General features: G+C 72.1%; 12 protein-coding genes. 8 read left to right on the top strand and 4 right to left on the bottom strand.

All coding sequences use genetic code 11. The features are described 5' to 3' along the window. Positions 1–144: 144 nt before the first annotated feature. The 4 genes from F0L68_RS27115 to F0L68_RS27100 all read left to right on the top strand — a co-directional run bounded on the left by F0L68_RS27115 (position 145) and on the right by F0L68_RS27100 (position 3,381). Positions 145–1,155 (top strand): hypothetical protein, encoded by a 1,011-nt coding sequence (locus F0L68_RS27115; RefSeq protein WP_149852644.1) that lies wholly within the window; start codon positions 145–147, stop codon positions 1,153–1,155. 10 nt (positions 1,156–1,165) lie between these two features. Further along, positions 1,166–2,368, top strand: a complete 1,203-nt coding sequence (locus tag F0L68_RS27110) for a sensor histidine kinase (RefSeq protein ID WP_149852643.1) — start codon at positions 1,166–1,168, stop codon at positions 2,366–2,368. Between the two features lie 35 nt (positions 2,369–2,403). After that, positions 2,404–3,042, top strand: coding sequence for a response regulator transcription factor (locus F0L68_RS27105; RefSeq protein ID WP_149852642.1), 639 nt, complete (start codon positions 2,404–2,406; stop codon positions 3,040–3,042). 135 nt (positions 3,043–3,177) lie between these two features. Continuing rightward, the gene (locus tag F0L68_RS27100) at positions 3,178–3,381 is read left to right on the top strand and encodes a cold-shock protein (RefSeq protein ID WP_149852641.1); all 204 of its coding nucleotides are present in this window, start codon (positions 3,178–3,180) and stop codon (positions 3,379–3,381) included. A gap of 138 nt (positions 3,382–3,519) precedes the next feature. Here the strand turns inward: F0L68_RS27100 and F0L68_RS27095 are convergent, their stop codons facing one another. Next, positions 3,520–4,689 carry a thiolase family protein gene (locus F0L68_RS27095; RefSeq protein WP_149852640.1) on the bottom strand — a complete coding sequence of 390 codons (1,170 nt, stop codon included), beginning with the start codon at positions 4,687–4,689 and terminating at the stop codon, positions 3,520–3,522. An 86-nt stretch (positions 4,690–4,775) separates the two neighbouring features. Here F0L68_RS27095 and F0L68_RS27090 point away from each other — a divergent pair, with 86 nt between their 5' ends. Beyond that, complete coding sequence (locus F0L68_RS27090) at positions 4,776–5,240, top strand: winged helix-turn-helix transcriptional regulator (protein WP_149852639.1); 465 nt, start codon at positions 4,776–4,778, stop codon at positions 5,238–5,240. 69 nt (positions 5,241–5,309) lie between these two features. Here F0L68_RS27090 and F0L68_RS27085 read toward each other — a convergent pair whose 3' ends face one another. The 3 genes from F0L68_RS27085 to thrS all read right to left on the bottom strand — a co-directional run bounded on the left by F0L68_RS27085 (position 5,310) and on the right by thrS (position 9,326). After that, on the bottom strand, positions 5,310–6,608 hold the full coding sequence (locus F0L68_RS27085) for an aspartate aminotransferase type Ic (RefSeq protein ID WP_149852638.1): 1,299 nt from the start codon (positions 6,606–6,608) through the stop codon (positions 5,310–5,312). 26 nt (positions 6,609–6,634) lie between these two features. Next, positions 6,635–7,192 (bottom strand): HIT family protein, encoded by a 558-nt coding sequence (locus F0L68_RS27080; RefSeq protein WP_223199167.1) that lies wholly within the window; start codon positions 7,190–7,192, stop codon positions 6,635–6,637. Positions 7,193–7,265: 73 nt separating this feature from the next. Continuing rightward, positions 7,266–9,326, bottom strand: a complete 2,061-nt coding sequence (thrS, locus tag F0L68_RS27075; protein WP_149852637.1) for a threonine--tRNA ligase — start codon at positions 9,324–9,326, stop codon at positions 7,266–7,268. Positions 9,327–9,591: 265 nt separating this feature from the next. Here thrS and F0L68_RS27070 point away from each other — a divergent pair, with 265 nt between their 5' ends. The 3 genes from F0L68_RS27070 (at position 9,592) to F0L68_RS27060 (ending at position 14,935) form a co-directional block, all read left to right on the top strand. After that, entirely contained in the window at positions 9,592–11,025 is a 1,434-nt protein-coding gene (locus F0L68_RS27070) for an alpha-amylase (protein WP_149852636.1), read from the top strand. A 158-nt stretch (positions 11,026–11,183) separates the two neighbouring features. Beyond that, complete coding sequence (locus tag F0L68_RS27065) at positions 11,184–13,949, top strand: AfsR/SARP family transcriptional regulator (RefSeq protein ID WP_223199166.1); 2,766 nt, start codon at positions 11,184–11,186, stop codon at positions 13,947–13,949. 365 nt (positions 13,950–14,314) lie between these two features. Then, complete coding sequence (locus F0L68_RS27060) at positions 14,315–14,935, top strand: VOC family protein (protein ID WP_149852635.1); 621 nt, start codon at positions 14,315–14,317, stop codon at positions 14,933–14,935. Positions 14,936–14,941 lie beyond the last annotated feature (6 nt).

The following is a 14,941-nucleotide window of genomic DNA, read 5'->3' as shown; positions in this document are numbered from 1 at the left end:
CCCGGCCCGCTCCAGCTCTGACGCCGAGGACCCCGCGCAGCACGCGCGGGGTCCTCGGCGTTCCCGCCGCCTCCCCCAGGGGAGGGAGCCGGTTCGTCTCCTGGCGGGAGGCCCGGTGGTCGTGCCGGCGGAAGAGTCGCCGGCATGACAGTCTCCGCACCACCCTCCTCCGCGACCGCCCGGCCGGACCGGGTCCGGCCCGGCGCGCTCCGGCTGGTGGCCTGCTACGCGACCATCGCCAGCACGATCCCCTACCTCGTGCTCAAGACGGCCTGGCTGTTCGGCGACCCGATCGGGTTCGTGGACCGCTCGCTGGTCGACAACCCCGTGCTGATCGGCGGCAACGCGGCCACCGCCGCCATGGACGTGGTCGCCGCGCTGCTGGCGCTGACCCTCACCTACCGCTGGGGCCGACGCGCCTCGGTCTGGCTGGTCGGCTTCCCGATGTGGGTCGGCGCCGGCCTCCTCACGCCGATCGCGCTCGCCATGCCGATCGCCGCCGTCCACGCGGCCGCGACCGGCGTCCAGCTGGTCACCGCCGACAACCTCGTGCGGCCCTGGGTCTACGGGCTCGTCTACACCGGCTTCACCGCCGAGACGCTCACCCTGCTGGTCGCCTTCGTGCTGTACGCCCGGCACCGCTGGGGGACGCTGCTGCGCGCCAGGGTCGACGAACTGCCGCCGGGCACCACCCACGCCGCGCAGCGCGTGCTCACGGCCGTCGCGGCGGCGCTGGCCGGCATCGCCTTCGTCGTGCACCTGCTGTGGGCGTGCGGCCTGCCGGTCGGCCAGCCCGAGGAGGTCGGGGTCGACCAGGGCTTCGCCACCCACGTGCTCGACGGCGCGTACGGGCTCACCGCGCTGGCCTGCGGGCTCGGCCTGGTGCTGCTGGTGTACCGGCCGCTCGGCCGGCTGCCGTACTGGGTGCCGATCGCACTGACCTGGGTGGGCTCCGGCGGACTGTTCGGGTGGGGCGTGTGGTCGCTGCTGCCCGTGCTGGCCGGCAGCGCGCTGACCGGCACGACCGTCGGCAACTGGGGCCTGATCGGCGTGCTCGGACTGGTCAGGGTGCTCGCCGGGGCGCTCGGCGCCGGGATTGGCGTGATCTTGCTCGCCGAGCGCGCAGCCGCCCCGCACGCCAGCCGTGGCGTGTGAGGATCAGCGAATGGCCGCCAGGAGGGTTCTCGCCGCGCTCCTCGGGCGGCGTGCCCGGCTGCGCTGGGCGTACCTGATCCTGGGCGGCGCGCTGATGATGCCGTTCTTCCTGCTCACCAACTCCCTGCTGGTGCCCTTCGTCGCGCGGGACCTGCCGCTGCTGGTCCAGGAGCTGGTCGCGCTCCTGGCCGCGCTGCCGCTGGTGGCGGTGACCGGGCTGTTCCCCATCGTGCGGGTGCTGGAGGGCGCCGCGGTGCGCGCCCTGCTTGGTGTGCCGGCCGTCGAGGCGGGCGGGGCCAGGGTGCGCGGCGCGGCCTGGTTCCTCGCGCACGTCGTGGTCGGCGGCGTGGTCAGCGGCATGACGCTGGCCATCCCGCCCGCCGTGGTGGTGCTGTTGATCACGCCGTTCGCGCCGGCGGGCTCGCCGATGACCCAGTTCGTGCTGAACGTCGGCTGGTGGTCGCCCGCGCTGGCGGTGGTCCTGGCGGTCGGTCTGGTCTGCGCCGCCTGGGCGGGTGGCCTGGTCTTCGTCGGGCTCGCGCCTGCGCTGCTCGGCCCGTCCCCCGCCGACCGGGTGGCCGAGCTGGAGCGGCGGGCGGCGGCGCTGGCCCACCGCAACCGGCTCGCACGCGAGCTGCACGACTCGGTCGGCCACGCGCTGAGCGTGGTCACCATCCAGGCCGCCGCCGCCGAGCGGGTGCTGACCACCGACCCCGCGTTCGCCGCCACCGCGCTGGCCGCGATCGGTGAGTCGGCGCGCGGAGCGCTCGATGAGCTGGACCACGTGCTCGGGCTGCTGCGGGAGGACGCGCCCGGCACCGCGCCGCAGCCCGACCTCGGCGACCTCGGCAGGCTGCTGGCGCAGACCAGGCTGGCCGGCGTCGAGGTGGCCGAGGAGCTGACCGGGTCGCTCGGCCGGGTGCCGGCCGCGGTGTCCAGGGAGGCGTACCGGATCGTGCAGGAGGGCCTCACCAACGTGCTGCGGCACGCCGGCCAGGTGCCGGCGCGACTGCGGCTCACGCTGCACGAGGACGCGCTCGAACTGGAGCTGACCAACCCGCTCGGCACCGGCAGGCCCGGCCGGGACGGCGGCGGGCGCGGGCTGCGCGGCGTGGCCGAGCGGGTCGCCGTACTGCGCGGCGGCATGACATCGGGCGCGGACGGCCCGATCTGGCGGCTGACGGCCCGCCTCCCGCTGAAGACCACCTCGTGACTCCTGCCGACGTGACTCCTGCCGAAGGGAACCCCATGACCGTGCGAGTGCTCGTCGTCGACGACGAGGACCTGGTCAGGACGGGGCTGCGGGTCATCGTGGACGCCGAGCCCGACCTGACCGTGGTGGGCGAGGCCGCCAGCGGCGCCGAGGTCACGCCGCTGGTCAGGGCGCTGCGGCCGGACGTGGTGCTGATGGACGTGCGGATGCCCAAGATCGACGGCATCCAGGCGACCAGGCACTTGCTGGAGTCCGTGCCGGAGCCACCGAGGGTGATCGTGGTGACGACCTTCGAGAACGACGAGTACGTCTACGACGCCCTGCGCGCCGGCGCGAGCGGGTTCCTGCTCAAGCGGACCAGGCCGGACGCGATGGTGCAGGCGATCCGGTTGGTCGCGCACGGCGACTCGCTGTTGTTCCCCGCCTCGATCCGGGAGCTGGCGGCGACCTACGGGCGCTCGGGGGGTGGGCTGGCCGCCGAGCTCACCGCGCGCGAGGCAGAAGTTTTGCGACTGATGGCGACCGGGCTGTCCAACGGCGAGATCGCCGCCGAGCTGTACGTGAGCCTGGAGACGATCAAGACGCATGTGGGCAATATCCTGGGGAAACTCGGTGCGCGCGACCGCACACAGGCGGTCATCGCGGCCTACGAGTCGGGGTTCGTGCCGAGGTGACTTTCGTGTCACTCGGTGCCATTTGGCGCGTTAGGGGTGTGCCGGTGCGGACAAAGGTGGTGCCGCTGCTCTACGGTGGTCCACGGGTCCCCGCTGTGGGGGCCTCATTGTGGTTTATTGCAGGGAGCCAGCAGCATGGCGCAAGGCACTGTCAAGTGGTTTAACGGCGAAAAGGGCTTCGGGTTCATCGCGCAGGACGGCGGCGGCCCGGACGTATTCGTGCACTACTCGGAGATCCAGGGCACGGGCTTCAAGTCCCTGGAGGAGAACCAGCGCGTGGAGTTCGAGATCGGCCAGGGCCAGAAGGGCCCGCAGGCCCAGGGCGTTCGGGCTATCTGATCCCCTGATCCCCTCGTCGCGCAGGCTGGTTCCGCTTTCACCGGGGGCCTGCTGCTCGGTTCCGGGATAGTTCACCGCCCCCGACATGAGCTCGCTCATGTCGGGGGCGGTCGCCTTTTCGCCCTACTTCCGTCCGGGTCAGAGGCGTTCCAGGATCGTGGCGTTGGCCATTCCGCCAGCCTCGCACATCAGCTGGAGCCCGTAACGCGCGTCACGCTGTTCCAGGGCGTGCACGAGCGTGGTCATGATCCGCGCGCCGCTGGCGCCGAGCGGATGGCCGAGGGCGATCGCCCCGCCGTTGACGTTGACCCGGTCCTCCCGCGCACCCGTCTCCCGCTGCCAGGCGAGCACCACCGACGCGAACGCCTCGTTGACCTCGAACAGGTCGATGTCCTCGATGCCGAGCCCGGCGCGCGCGAGCACCTTCTCGGTGGCCGGGATCACGCCGGTGAGCATGTAGATGGGGTCGTCGCCGACCACCGCGAAGCTATGCAGCCTTGCGCGCGGACGCAGGCCGAGGCGCGCGGCGTTCTCGCTGGTGGTGACGAGCAGCGCGGCGGAGCCGTCGTTGAGCGGGCTGCTGTTGCCCGCCGTCACGTGCCAGCCGATCTCCGGGAACCGCTCGGCCATCTCCGCGCTGTAGTAGGCGGGCCGCAGCCCGCTCAGCGCCTGCGCGCTCGTCTCCGGCCGAATGCTCTCGTCGCCGGTGACCCCGTTGAGCGGCGCCACCTCCTTGGCGAACACGCCAGCCGAAGCGGCCGAGGCGGCCTTGCGGTGGCTGTGCAGCGCGAAGTCGTCCAGCTCGGCGCGGCCGAGCCCCCACTTGGCGGCGATCAGCTCGGCGCTGATCCCCTGCGGCACCAACCCGTCCGGGTAGCGGGCGGCGATGCCCGGACCGAACGGGTCGTTGCCCTCGCCGACGTTGGACCACATGGGCACCCGGCTCATCGACTCGACCCCGCAGGCGACCACGAGGTCGGCCGCGCCGGAGAGCACGGCCTGCGCGGCGAAGTGCACGGCCTGCTGAGAGGAGCCGCACTGCCGGTCGATCGTCGTGGCCGGCACGGACTCGGGGAAGCCCGCGGACAGCCAGGCGTAACGGGTGGTGTTCATGGCCTGCTCGCCGACCTGGTCGACGCAGCCGCCGATGACGTCCTCGACCAGCGCGGGATCGATGCCGCTCCGGTCGACCAGGGCGCGCAGGCTGTGGGCGAGCAGTTCGACGGGGTGGACCCCGGCCAGCGTGCCGGACGACTTGCCCTTGCCGACCGGTGAGCGAACGGCCTCGACGATCACGGCGTCGCGCATGATGACGACCTCCAGTTAGTTGGAAAACTGGATTCACCGTAATCCGGTCAGTTGGAAAAACCAACCAACCCCTCTATGCTGTGCTGATGACCACACCACGACCCTGCGCGGCGGCCGAGGCGCTGAGCGTGGTCGGCGAGAAGTACTCCCTGCTGGTGCTCCGCGAGATCTTCTTCGGCGTGCGCCGGTTCGACGGCATCGCTCGCAACACGGGAGCGCCGAGGGACGTGCTGACCGCCCGGCTGCGCCATCTCGTCGACGCCGAGGTGATCACGAAGGTGCAGTACCACGAGCGGCCGCCCCGCTTCGAGTACCACCTCACCGACGCCGGCCAGGAGCTGCGTCCCGTGCTGCTCCTGCTGACCCAGTGGGGCGACCGGCACCTGGTCGACCGCCCGCCCGTGGTCTGGGAGCACCACTGCGGCACCGACCTTGAGCCCGTGGTGAGCTGCCGGGACTGCGGCGAGGAGATCGGGCCGGGACAGCTCACGCCCAGGTTCGCGTCCCCGGAGTGGACCGCGGCCGGGCACCTGGACGTCGCGGGTTCCTGACGTTGCACGGCCGAGGCCGGCGGCGGACCGGGGCGCGACCAACACGCCCCGGTGCGCCGCGGACGGCGCCTACCGCGCGCCCTCGCCAAGCAGCCTCTCGTAGCCGACGAGCCGCACGCAGGTGGCCAGGCCGGCCATGGCCAGCTCCACGTCGGCCAGGTCCGGGAACGTCGGACCGATGCGGATCGTCCGGTCCTCGGGGTCCTGGCCGTGCGGGTGCGTCGCCCCGGCCGGCGTGAGGGCGATGCCCGCCTCCGCCGCGCGGCGGACGACCTCCTTGGCGCAGCCCGCCGGCACGTCGAGGCTGACGAAGTACCCGCCGCGCGGCTTGGACCACGACGCGAGGCCGGTGCCGTCCAGCTGCTCGGTGAGGATCCGGTCCACCGCGTCGAACTTCGGCCGGAGCAGCTCGCGGTGCCGCCGCATGTGCTCGCGCAGCCCGTCCTCGTCGCGCAGGAACATCAGGTGGCGCAACTGGTTGACCTTGTCGGGACCGATCGTCCGCATGGCCGTGTTCTTCAGGTACCACGCCACGTTCGCCTCGGAGGACCCGAAGAACGACACGCCCGACCCGGCGAAGGTGATCTTCGACGTCGAGCCGAACACGAAGGCACGGTCGGGGTTCCCGTGCTCGGCACACAGGGCAAGCAGGTCGGCGATCCGCACCTCCTCGTCGGTGAGGTGGTGCACCGCGTAGGCGTTGTCCCAGAAGATCCGGAAGTCCGGCGCCGCCGTCGGCATCGCCGCCAGCCGCCGCGCGGTCTCGTCGCTGTACACCACCCCGTCCGGGTTGCTGTACTTCGGCACGCACCAGATGCCCTTGACCGCAGGGTCGGCCGCCACCAGGCGCTCGACCACGTCCATGTCGGGGCCGTCCTCGGTCATCGGCACCTGGATCATCTCGATGCCGAACCGCTCGCACAGCGCGAAGTGCCTGTCATAGCCGGGAACCGGGCAGAGGAACTTGACCTTCGGCTCGTCCGCCCACCGGCGCTGCGCGCCGGGCAGCACGCTGAGCTGCGCGTGCACGAGGCAGTCGTGCATCACCGCGAGGCTGGCGTTGTCGGCCGCGAGCAGCTGGGCGGTCGGCACCTGGAGCGCCGCGCTGAACAGCTCGCGCAGTCCGGTGAGGCCGAGCAGTCCGCCGTAGTTGCGCGTGTCCGTGCCGTCCACCACGGCGTGCCCGGCGCCGGGCAGCGCCAGCAGGTCGTTGGACAGGTCCAGCTGGGCCGAGGACGGCTTGCCCCTGGTCAGATCGAGCTTCAGCCCGCGCCCGACCAGGGTCGCGTAGTCGGCCGCCGCCCGGTCGCGCTGCTCGACCAGGGTCGAGGTGTCCGGTGCCGACTCGTCCAGAGCTGGCGATGTCATGTGCTGCTCCCGGTTTGTGTGCTCGCTCAGTCGGTCTCGGCCCACGCCGCCGCGATCAGCTCGCGCGTCTCGGCGAGCAGCTGCGGCAGGACCTTGGTCTGTCCGATCACCGGCATGAAGTTCGAGTCGCCACCCCAGCGCGGCACCAGGTGCTGGTGCAGGTGCGCAGCGATGCCGGCGCCGGCCACCGCGCCCTGGTTCATGCCGAGGTTGAAGCCGTGCGGCGCGGCGGCGCGGCGCACGACCCGCATGGCCCGCTGGGTGAACTCCGCCAGTTCGACCGTCTCGGCCGCCGTCAGCTCGGTGTAGTCGGCGACGTGCCGGTAGGGCACCACCATCAGGTGGCCAGGGTTGTACGGGTACAGGTTCAGCACGGCGTACACCTGCTCGCCGCGCGCCAGGATCAGCGCGTCGGCGTCGGGCAGCCGCACCAGCTCGCAGAACGGGCAGCCGTGCGGCTGCTCGTCCACCGGCTTGTTCTCGCCCCGGATGTAGGCCATCCGGTGCGGGGTCCACAGCCGCTGCAACGCGTCGTGGACCCCGATCCCGTCCTGCTCGACAAGCTCGGGGCCGTCCGCCGTCACGACGCCGCCCCGCCCACGCTCGACGACACCGCGACGAGACGTGCCGGGTCGAACGGTGACCTCGCGAGCTCGGTCACGCGAAGGCCTTCTGCACGACCTCGGCGCTCGGCGAGGCGTTCTCCCGCCGCTCGACCCACTCGGCCACCGTGGCGACGGCCTGGTCCACCGGCACGCCGTTGATCTGCGTGCCGTCGCGGAACCGGAAGGACACCGCGCCCGACTCGACGTCCTGCGCGCCTGCCAGCAGCAGGAACGGCACCTTCTGCGTGGTGTGCGTGCGGATCTTCTTCTGCATGCGGTCGCCGGAGCCGTCCACCTCGACCCGGATCCCCTTGGCGCGCAACGCCTTCGCCACCTGACTGAGGTGCTCGACGTGCTCGTCGGCGATCGGGATGCCGACCACCTGCACCGGAGCCAGCCAGGCGGGGAACGCGCCGGCGTAGTGCTCGGTGAGCACCCCGAAGAAGCGCTCGATCGAACCGAACAGCGCGCGGTGGATCATCACCGGACGCTGCCGGCTGCCGTCGCTCGCGGTGTACTCCAGCTCGAACTTCTCCGGCAGCATGAAGTCCAGCTGGATCGTGGACATCTGCCAGGTGCGGCCGAGCGCGTCCCTGGCCTGCACGGAGATCTTCGGCCCGTAGAACGCCGCGCCGCCGGGGTCGGGCACCAGGTCGAGCCCGGAGTCCTCGGCCACCTTCCGCAGCGTCTCGGTGGCCTCCTCCCACACCTCGTCCGGGCCGACGTACTTCTCGTCGTTGCGCGTGGACAGCTCAAGGTAGAAGTCGTCAAGACCGTAGTCGCGCAGCAGGTTCAGCACGAAGGTCAGCAGCGACTTCAGCTCCTCCTGCACCTGTTCCCTGGTGCAGAAGATGTGTGCGTCGTCCTGCGTCATGCCGCGCACGCGGGTCAGGCCGTGGATCACGCCGGACTTCTCGTACCGGTAGACGGACCCGAACTCGAACATCCGCAGCGGCAGCTCGCGGTAGGACCGGCCGCGCGACTTGAAGATCAGGTCGTGGAACGGGCAGTTCATCGGCTTGAGGTAGTAGTCCTGCCCCGGCTTGCGGACCGTGCCGTCCTCGTTGTACTCGGCGTCAAGGTGCATCGCCGGGTACATGCCCTCCTTGTACCAGTCGAGGTGACCGGAGGTCTCGAACAGCGTGCTTTTGGTGATGTGCGGCGAGTAGACGAACTCGTAGTCCTCTTCCTCGTGCCGGCGGCGCGAGTAGTCCTCCATGGCCCGGCGAATGATGCCGCCCTTGGGGTGGAACACGGGCAGACCGGAGCCGATCTCGTCCGGGAAGCTGAACAGGTCGAGCTCCGTGCCGAGCTTGCGGTGGTCGCGGCGCTCCGCCTCGGCCAGCCGCTCGAGGTAGGTGTCCAGGGCCTCCTGGGACTCCCACGCCGTGCCGTAGATGCGCTGGAGCTGGGGGTTGTTCTCGTTGCCGCGCCAGTAGGCCGCCGCGACCCTGGTCAGCTTGAACGCCGGGATGTGCTTGGTGGTCGGCACGTGCGGGCCGCGGCACAGGTCACCCCACACGCGGTCGCCGCTGCGCGGGTCGAGGTTGTCGTAGATGGTCAGCTCGCCGCCGCCGACCTCCATCACCTCGGCGGTGTCCACGCCGCCCTTGATGTCGACCAGCTCCAGCTTGAACGGCTCCGCGGACAACTCGTCCTTGGCCGCGTCCAGCGACTCCACCACGCGGCGGGAGAACCGCTGCGAGCCCTTGATGATCTGCTTCATCCGCTTCTCCAACGCCTGAAGGTCCTCCGGCGTGAAGGGCGTGGTCACCGCAAAGTCGTAGTAGAAGCCGTCCCGAACCGGCGGGCCGATGCCCAGCTTGGCCTGCGGGAACAGCTGCTGCACGGCCTGCGCGAGCACGTGCGCGCAGGAGTGCCGCAGCACGCTGCGGCCGTCCTCAGTGTCCGCCGCGACGGCCTCCACCTCGACGTCGGCGTCCGGCGTCCAGGCCAGGTCGCGCAGCCGGCCGTCGGGGTCGCGGACCACGAGGATGGCGTCGGGGCCCTTGCCCGGCAGCTCGGCCTCGCGCACCGCCGCTCCCGCGGTAGTGCCGGCCGTGACCACCACGCGTGGCGCGGGTGCGGCGGCTGCGGGACGCGGTTGGGACACGATGACTCCTCGGGTGACGGTCGGCGCGCACGGACCGTGCGCGCCCCAGATGTTATCGAGCCACCCCACCGCCCTGCCTGCGGGTTTCCCCCCGGCGTCCCGTCGGCGCGGATCCGCGCCCGACACCGACCCGATCGACGGCCGCAAAAGTTTTCCCGGATCGTCCAACGATCGGGCCTAGACGGCTGCCGCGCTCGGGCCTAGCTTGCCCGGCAACCCGCACGCGAGCGCACGTCCACCTGCACCGACGCAGCGAGGAGGGCCCATGGGGTTCCGCCGACTGATCCCCGCCGCCGCGCTGCTCGCGGCCGGCTACCTGGCGGCGTGCGGCAGCGCGCCGCTGCTCGCCCCCAAGGCCGGCGCGACCCCCTCGGGCGATCGGGACGTCATCGCGCAGCTGTTCGAGTGGAACTGGCCGTCGGTCGGCGCGGAGTGCCACGACCACCTCGGCCCAAGCGGGTACGGCTACGTCCAGGTGTCTCCGCCGCAGGAGCCCGTGCAGGGCACCCAGTGGTGGACCGAGTACCAGCCGGTCAGCTACCGGATCGAGTCACGCAAGGGCACCAGGGCCGAGTTCGCCGGCATGGTGACGGCCTGCCACGACGCCGGGGTCAAGGTCATCGCGGACGCGGTGGTCAACCACATGGAGGGCTCGGACGCCCCGGGCACCGGCTGGGCCGGCAGCTCCTACGGGCACTTCGACTACCCGGGCATCTACCAGTACCAGGACTTCCACCACTGCGGGCGCAACGGCAACGACGACATCGTCAACTACGACGACCGCTACGAGGTGCAGAACTGCCAGCTCGTGCACCTCGCCGACCTGGACACCGGCAGCGACCACGTGCGCGACCGGATCGCCGGCTACCTCAACGACCTGCTCTCGCTCGGGGTGGACGGGTTCCGGATCGACGCGGCCAAGCACATCGCCGCCGCCGACATCGCCGCCATCGAGGCGAAGCTGAGCCGGCCGCCCTACATCGTGCAGGAGGTCATCCCCGGTCCCGGTCAGCCGATCCAGCCGACCGAGTACACCGGCAACGGGGACGTGCACGAGTTCCAGTACGCCTGGGACCTCAAGCGCATGTTCCAGACCGACAAGATCAAGTACCTGAACAACTTCGGCGAGGCCTGGGGCTACTTCGCCGGCGACCGGGCCGTCCCGTTCGTCGCGAACCACGACACCGAGCGCAACGGCAGCACGCTGAGCTTCCGCGACGGCGCGACCTACACGCTCGGATACGTCTTCATGCTGGCGTGGCCCTACGGGTCGCCGACCGTCATGTCGGGCTTCGACTTCGGCAACAACGACCAGGGCGCGCCGACGGACGGTTCCGGCCGCATCGCGAACCCCACGTGCTACGCCAACGGCTGGCACTGCGAGCAGCGGTGGCAGCCGATCTCCGGCATGGTCGGCTTCCACAACGCGGTGCGCGGCACCGCCGTCACGGGCTGGTGGGACGACGGCGACAACCTGATCGTGTTCGGCCGGGGCGCGCGGGGATTCGTGGTGGTGAACAACGAGAACGCGCCGGCCAGCCGCAGCTACCACACGAGCCTGCCGGCGGGCGTGTACTGCGATGTGGTGCACGGCGCGCCGAGCGGCGGCGGGTGCTCCGGCCCGAGCTACTCGGTCAACGCGGACGGCTGGTTCACCGCGACCGTCGGCGCGCACGACGCCGTCGCCCTCCACGTTTAGACCCTCCGCCCGATATGTCCGGCCCGTCGCCCGCGCGTCGGGGCAGGTGCCGCGCTGCCGCGGAACCCGTTGCCGCCCAAGCGGATCCGCGCACCGAGGGCGGCGAGCCGCTACCGTAGGGATCCTTGGCCGGCGGCGTGGTTCCGGGGGGAACGGTCGTGCATTTTCGCGTTCTGGGGCCGATCGAGGCGTCGGGAGCGGGTGGTCGCGCGCGGCTGCCGGGCTCCCGGCAGCTGGCCCTGCTCGCCGCCCTGTTGCTGCACGCCGACCGGGTGGTGCCGGTCGACGAACTGGTCGAGGCGGTGTGGGGCGACCGGCCGCCAGGCAACGCCGCCGCGGCCCTCCAGACCTACGTGTTCCGGCTGCGCCGCGCCCTCTCCTCGATCGAGCCCGATGGCAACCAGCGGCTGACCTTCACCTCCGGCTATCGGCTGCGGGTCGAGCCCGGCGAGCTGGACCTCGCGGAGTTCCGTGAACACGTGCGGCGGGCCGGCGCGGCCGAGGACCGTCCCGAGGAGGCCGCGGCCGAGCTTCGGTCGGCGCTGGCGCTGTGGCGCGGCGCCGCCCTCACCGCCGTGTCCGGGCGCTACTTCGCCGCGCAGGCCGCCCGCCTGGCGGAGGAGCGGCTCACGGCGTTGGAGGAGCGGTTCGCGGCCGACCTCGCGCGCGGCCAGGACGCGGGACTGGTCGAGGAGCTGCGCGGCCTGGTCGCGACGCACCCGCTGCGCGAACGGTTGCGTCGGCATCTCATGCTGGCCCTGTACCGGTCGGGCGGGAGGGCCGAGGCGCTGGCGGCGTACGAGGACCTGCGCGGCACGCTGGTCGACGAGCTCGGCGTCGATCCGGGCCCCGAGCTGACCGAGCTGCGCGACCGGCTGCTGCGCGATGAGGACGCGCCGCCCGTCGAGGCGGACCGCGGCAGGCCGGGCGCCCGCAACGACCTGCCCGGCGACATCGCCGACTTCACCGGCCGCGAGGAGGAGATGCGGCGGCTGCTCGACGCGCTGCCGGCCGGCGGCGGTTCGGCGGTGGTGATCGAGGCCATCGACGGCATGGCGGGCATCGGCAAGACCACCCTCGCCGTGCACGCGGCGCACCGGCTGTGCGACCGCTATCCCGACGGGCAGCTGTTCACCGACCTGCACGGGCACACCAGCGAGCACGAGGCGACCGACCCGGCCGCCGCGCTGGACGCGCTGCTGCGCGCGCTGGACGTGCCGGGTGAGCAGATTCCGCCGAGGCTGGACGAGCGGGCCGCGCTGTGGCGGGCCGAGCTGGCCGAGCGGAAGGTGTTGGTGGTGCTGGACAACGCGGCCAGCGCGGCGCAGGTTCGGCCGCTGCTGCCCGGCGCGTCGGGCTGCCTGGTGCTGGTGACCAGCCGCCGCAGGCTGGCCGATCTCGACACGGCAGGGACCCTGTCCCTCGACGTGCTCTCGGCGGCCGAGTCCGCCGAGCTGTTCGGCCGGATCGTCGGGCGTGGCCCCGCCGAGGCCGAACCCGAGGCCGTCGGCGAGGTCGTCGAGCTGTGCGGCCGGCTGCCGCTGGCCATCCGCATCGCGGCGGCCCGCCTGCGCACCCGGCCCGCGTGGACGGTGGCGCACCTGGCCGGCCGGCTGGCCCAGGACTACCAGCGGCTCACCGAACTCGCCACGGGAGACCGCAGCGTGGCGGCCGCGTTCGCCCTGTCCTACCACCATCTCGACGAGGACCAGCAGCGGTTGTTCCGGCTGCTTGGCCTGCATCCCGGCGCGGACTTCGATCTCCACGCGGCGGCCTCGCTCGCCGGCATCGGCCTCGACGACGCGGAGCGACAGCTGGAGCACCTGGTCGACGTCCACCTGCTCGACCAGTCGGTCCTTGGCCGGTACCGCTTCCACGATCTGCTGCGGCAGCACGCCCTCGGCGTCGCGCGGACCGTGGAGTCCGAGGCGCGGCAACGGGAAGCGCTGCGCCGGTTGGTGGACTGCTGCCTGCACACGGCCTTCGCCGGCGACCGGCTGTTGTTCCCGCCGCGCCAACCCATCGAGCTGGACCCGCCCTCCCCCGGCAGCCTGCCTCGGCCGCTCGCGGACGAGACGAGCGCGATGGCGTGGTTCGACGCCGAGCACGCGGGCCTGCGTTCCGTCCAGCAGCTGGCCGCCGAGCGGGGTTGGCATCGCGCGGTGTGGCAGCTGGCGTGGGCGATGAACACCGCGCACGCCTGGCGCGGCAACGGCCAGGACGACCTGGCGTCCTGGCGCGCCGGCCTCGCCGCGGCGGGCCACCTGGACGATCCGGCCTGCCAGATCCTGGCGCACCGGCGGCTCGGCGACGCCAACGCGCGGGTCGGCCGGCACGCCGAGGCGCTCGACCACCTCCAGCTCGCCCTGACGCTGGCCGAGCGCGCCGGGGACCAACCCGGTCAGGCGCACGCCCACCAGATCCTGGCGTGGTCGTGGGAGCGGATGGGCGACGACGAGCGGGCGCTGGACCACGCCAGCAGGGCGCTGCTGCTGTTCCGGGCGCTCGGCAATCCCGTGTGGGAGGCCGACGCGCTCAACGCGGTCGGCTGGTTCTCCGCGCGGCTGGGCCGGTACGAGCCCGCCCGCGCCTCCTGCGAGGCCGCCCTGAACCTCTACCGCCGGCACGGTTTCCGCATCGGCGAGGCCGCCACGCTGGACAGCCTCGGCTATGTCGAGCATCACTCCGGCCGGCACGCCGAGGCCGTCGAGCACTACCAGGCGGCGCTGGAGCTGTACCGGGACCTCGGCAACAGCTATGAGGAGGCGGACACCCTGGACCGGCTCGGCCGCACGCACACCGCCGTCGGCGACCTGGCTCGGGCGCGGGCTGTCTGGGAACGCGCGCGGGACCTGGTGCGGGCGCAGCGCCGAGGCGGGGTCGCCGACCGGATCCAACGGCAGCTGGACGAACTGCCCGACTGACCACCCTCGGTGACCGGCCCGGAGCAGCGCGTTCGTGACGCGCGCGGCATTGACAACACGGCTCGGCAAAGGTTGGAATGATGCCGTTTGCGCTGCTAACCAACCGCGTGCGAGGAGGTGTTCCGGACATGGCCCGACGGCTTCGACACCACCCGTCGCCGTGCGACCGGGACACGTTCCTGTGCTCCCGTCGGCACATCGATCTCCTCAGGGTCACCACCTGTAGCTGTCCGGGCTGACGCGTTCACCACCGTCCCCCCGCACATCGCACCAGCCGCCAGGGAAGTTCCTCCGTCCACAGGGGACTCCCGCGCGCGCACCGCCGTCGGCGCACCCCGTCGGCGCGGTATGGACCAGGAGCACCCGTGACGCAGGACCTCGACCATCTCGTGTTCGCCGGCCCCGACCTCGCCGCGCTCGTCGCCGAGTTCGAACGGCTGACCGGCGTCGCGCCGACACCCGGCGGCCGACACGTCGGCCGGGGTACGGCGAACCACCTCGTCAAGCTCGGCGAGAACGCCTACCTCGAACTGATCGGTCCCGACCCGGAATCCGCCGCGCGCCAGGACCTCCCGCGCCCGTTCGGCATCGACGGGCTGTCCGCGCCGAGGCTGGTCACCTGGGCCGTGCGCGCCGCCGACCTGGACGACCGGATCGCGGCCGCGCGGGCCGACGGCTACGACCCCGGCGACGCGAAACCGTTGTCGCGCAGGACACCGAACGGCGAGCTGCTGGAGTGGCGGCTGACCCCGCACGAGGACGCCGGGATCGTCCCGTTCCTCATCGACTGGGGCGGCACGACCCATCCCGCCAGCCGGGATCTCCCGTTGGTGCCGCTGGTGTCGCTCGCCGCGACGCATCCCGAGCCGGAACCCGTGCGCGCCAAGTTGGCCGCGCTCGGCGTGCGGATGGACCTGTTGACAGGCAACCGATCAGGCCTCACCGCAGTGCTGAACGGCCGACACGGCCGTGTCGTGTTGAGCTGACCAACC

Origin of the sequence: Solihabitans fulvus, assembly GCF_008386585.1 — a bacterium.
In the GTDB taxonomy this organism is placed as follows: Bacteria; Actinomycetota; Actinomycetes; order Mycobacteriales; family Pseudonocardiaceae; genus Solihabitans; species Solihabitans fulvus.
Note: the sequence above shows the minus strand (reverse complement) of the source record. Positions and strands in the feature narration are given on the sequence as shown.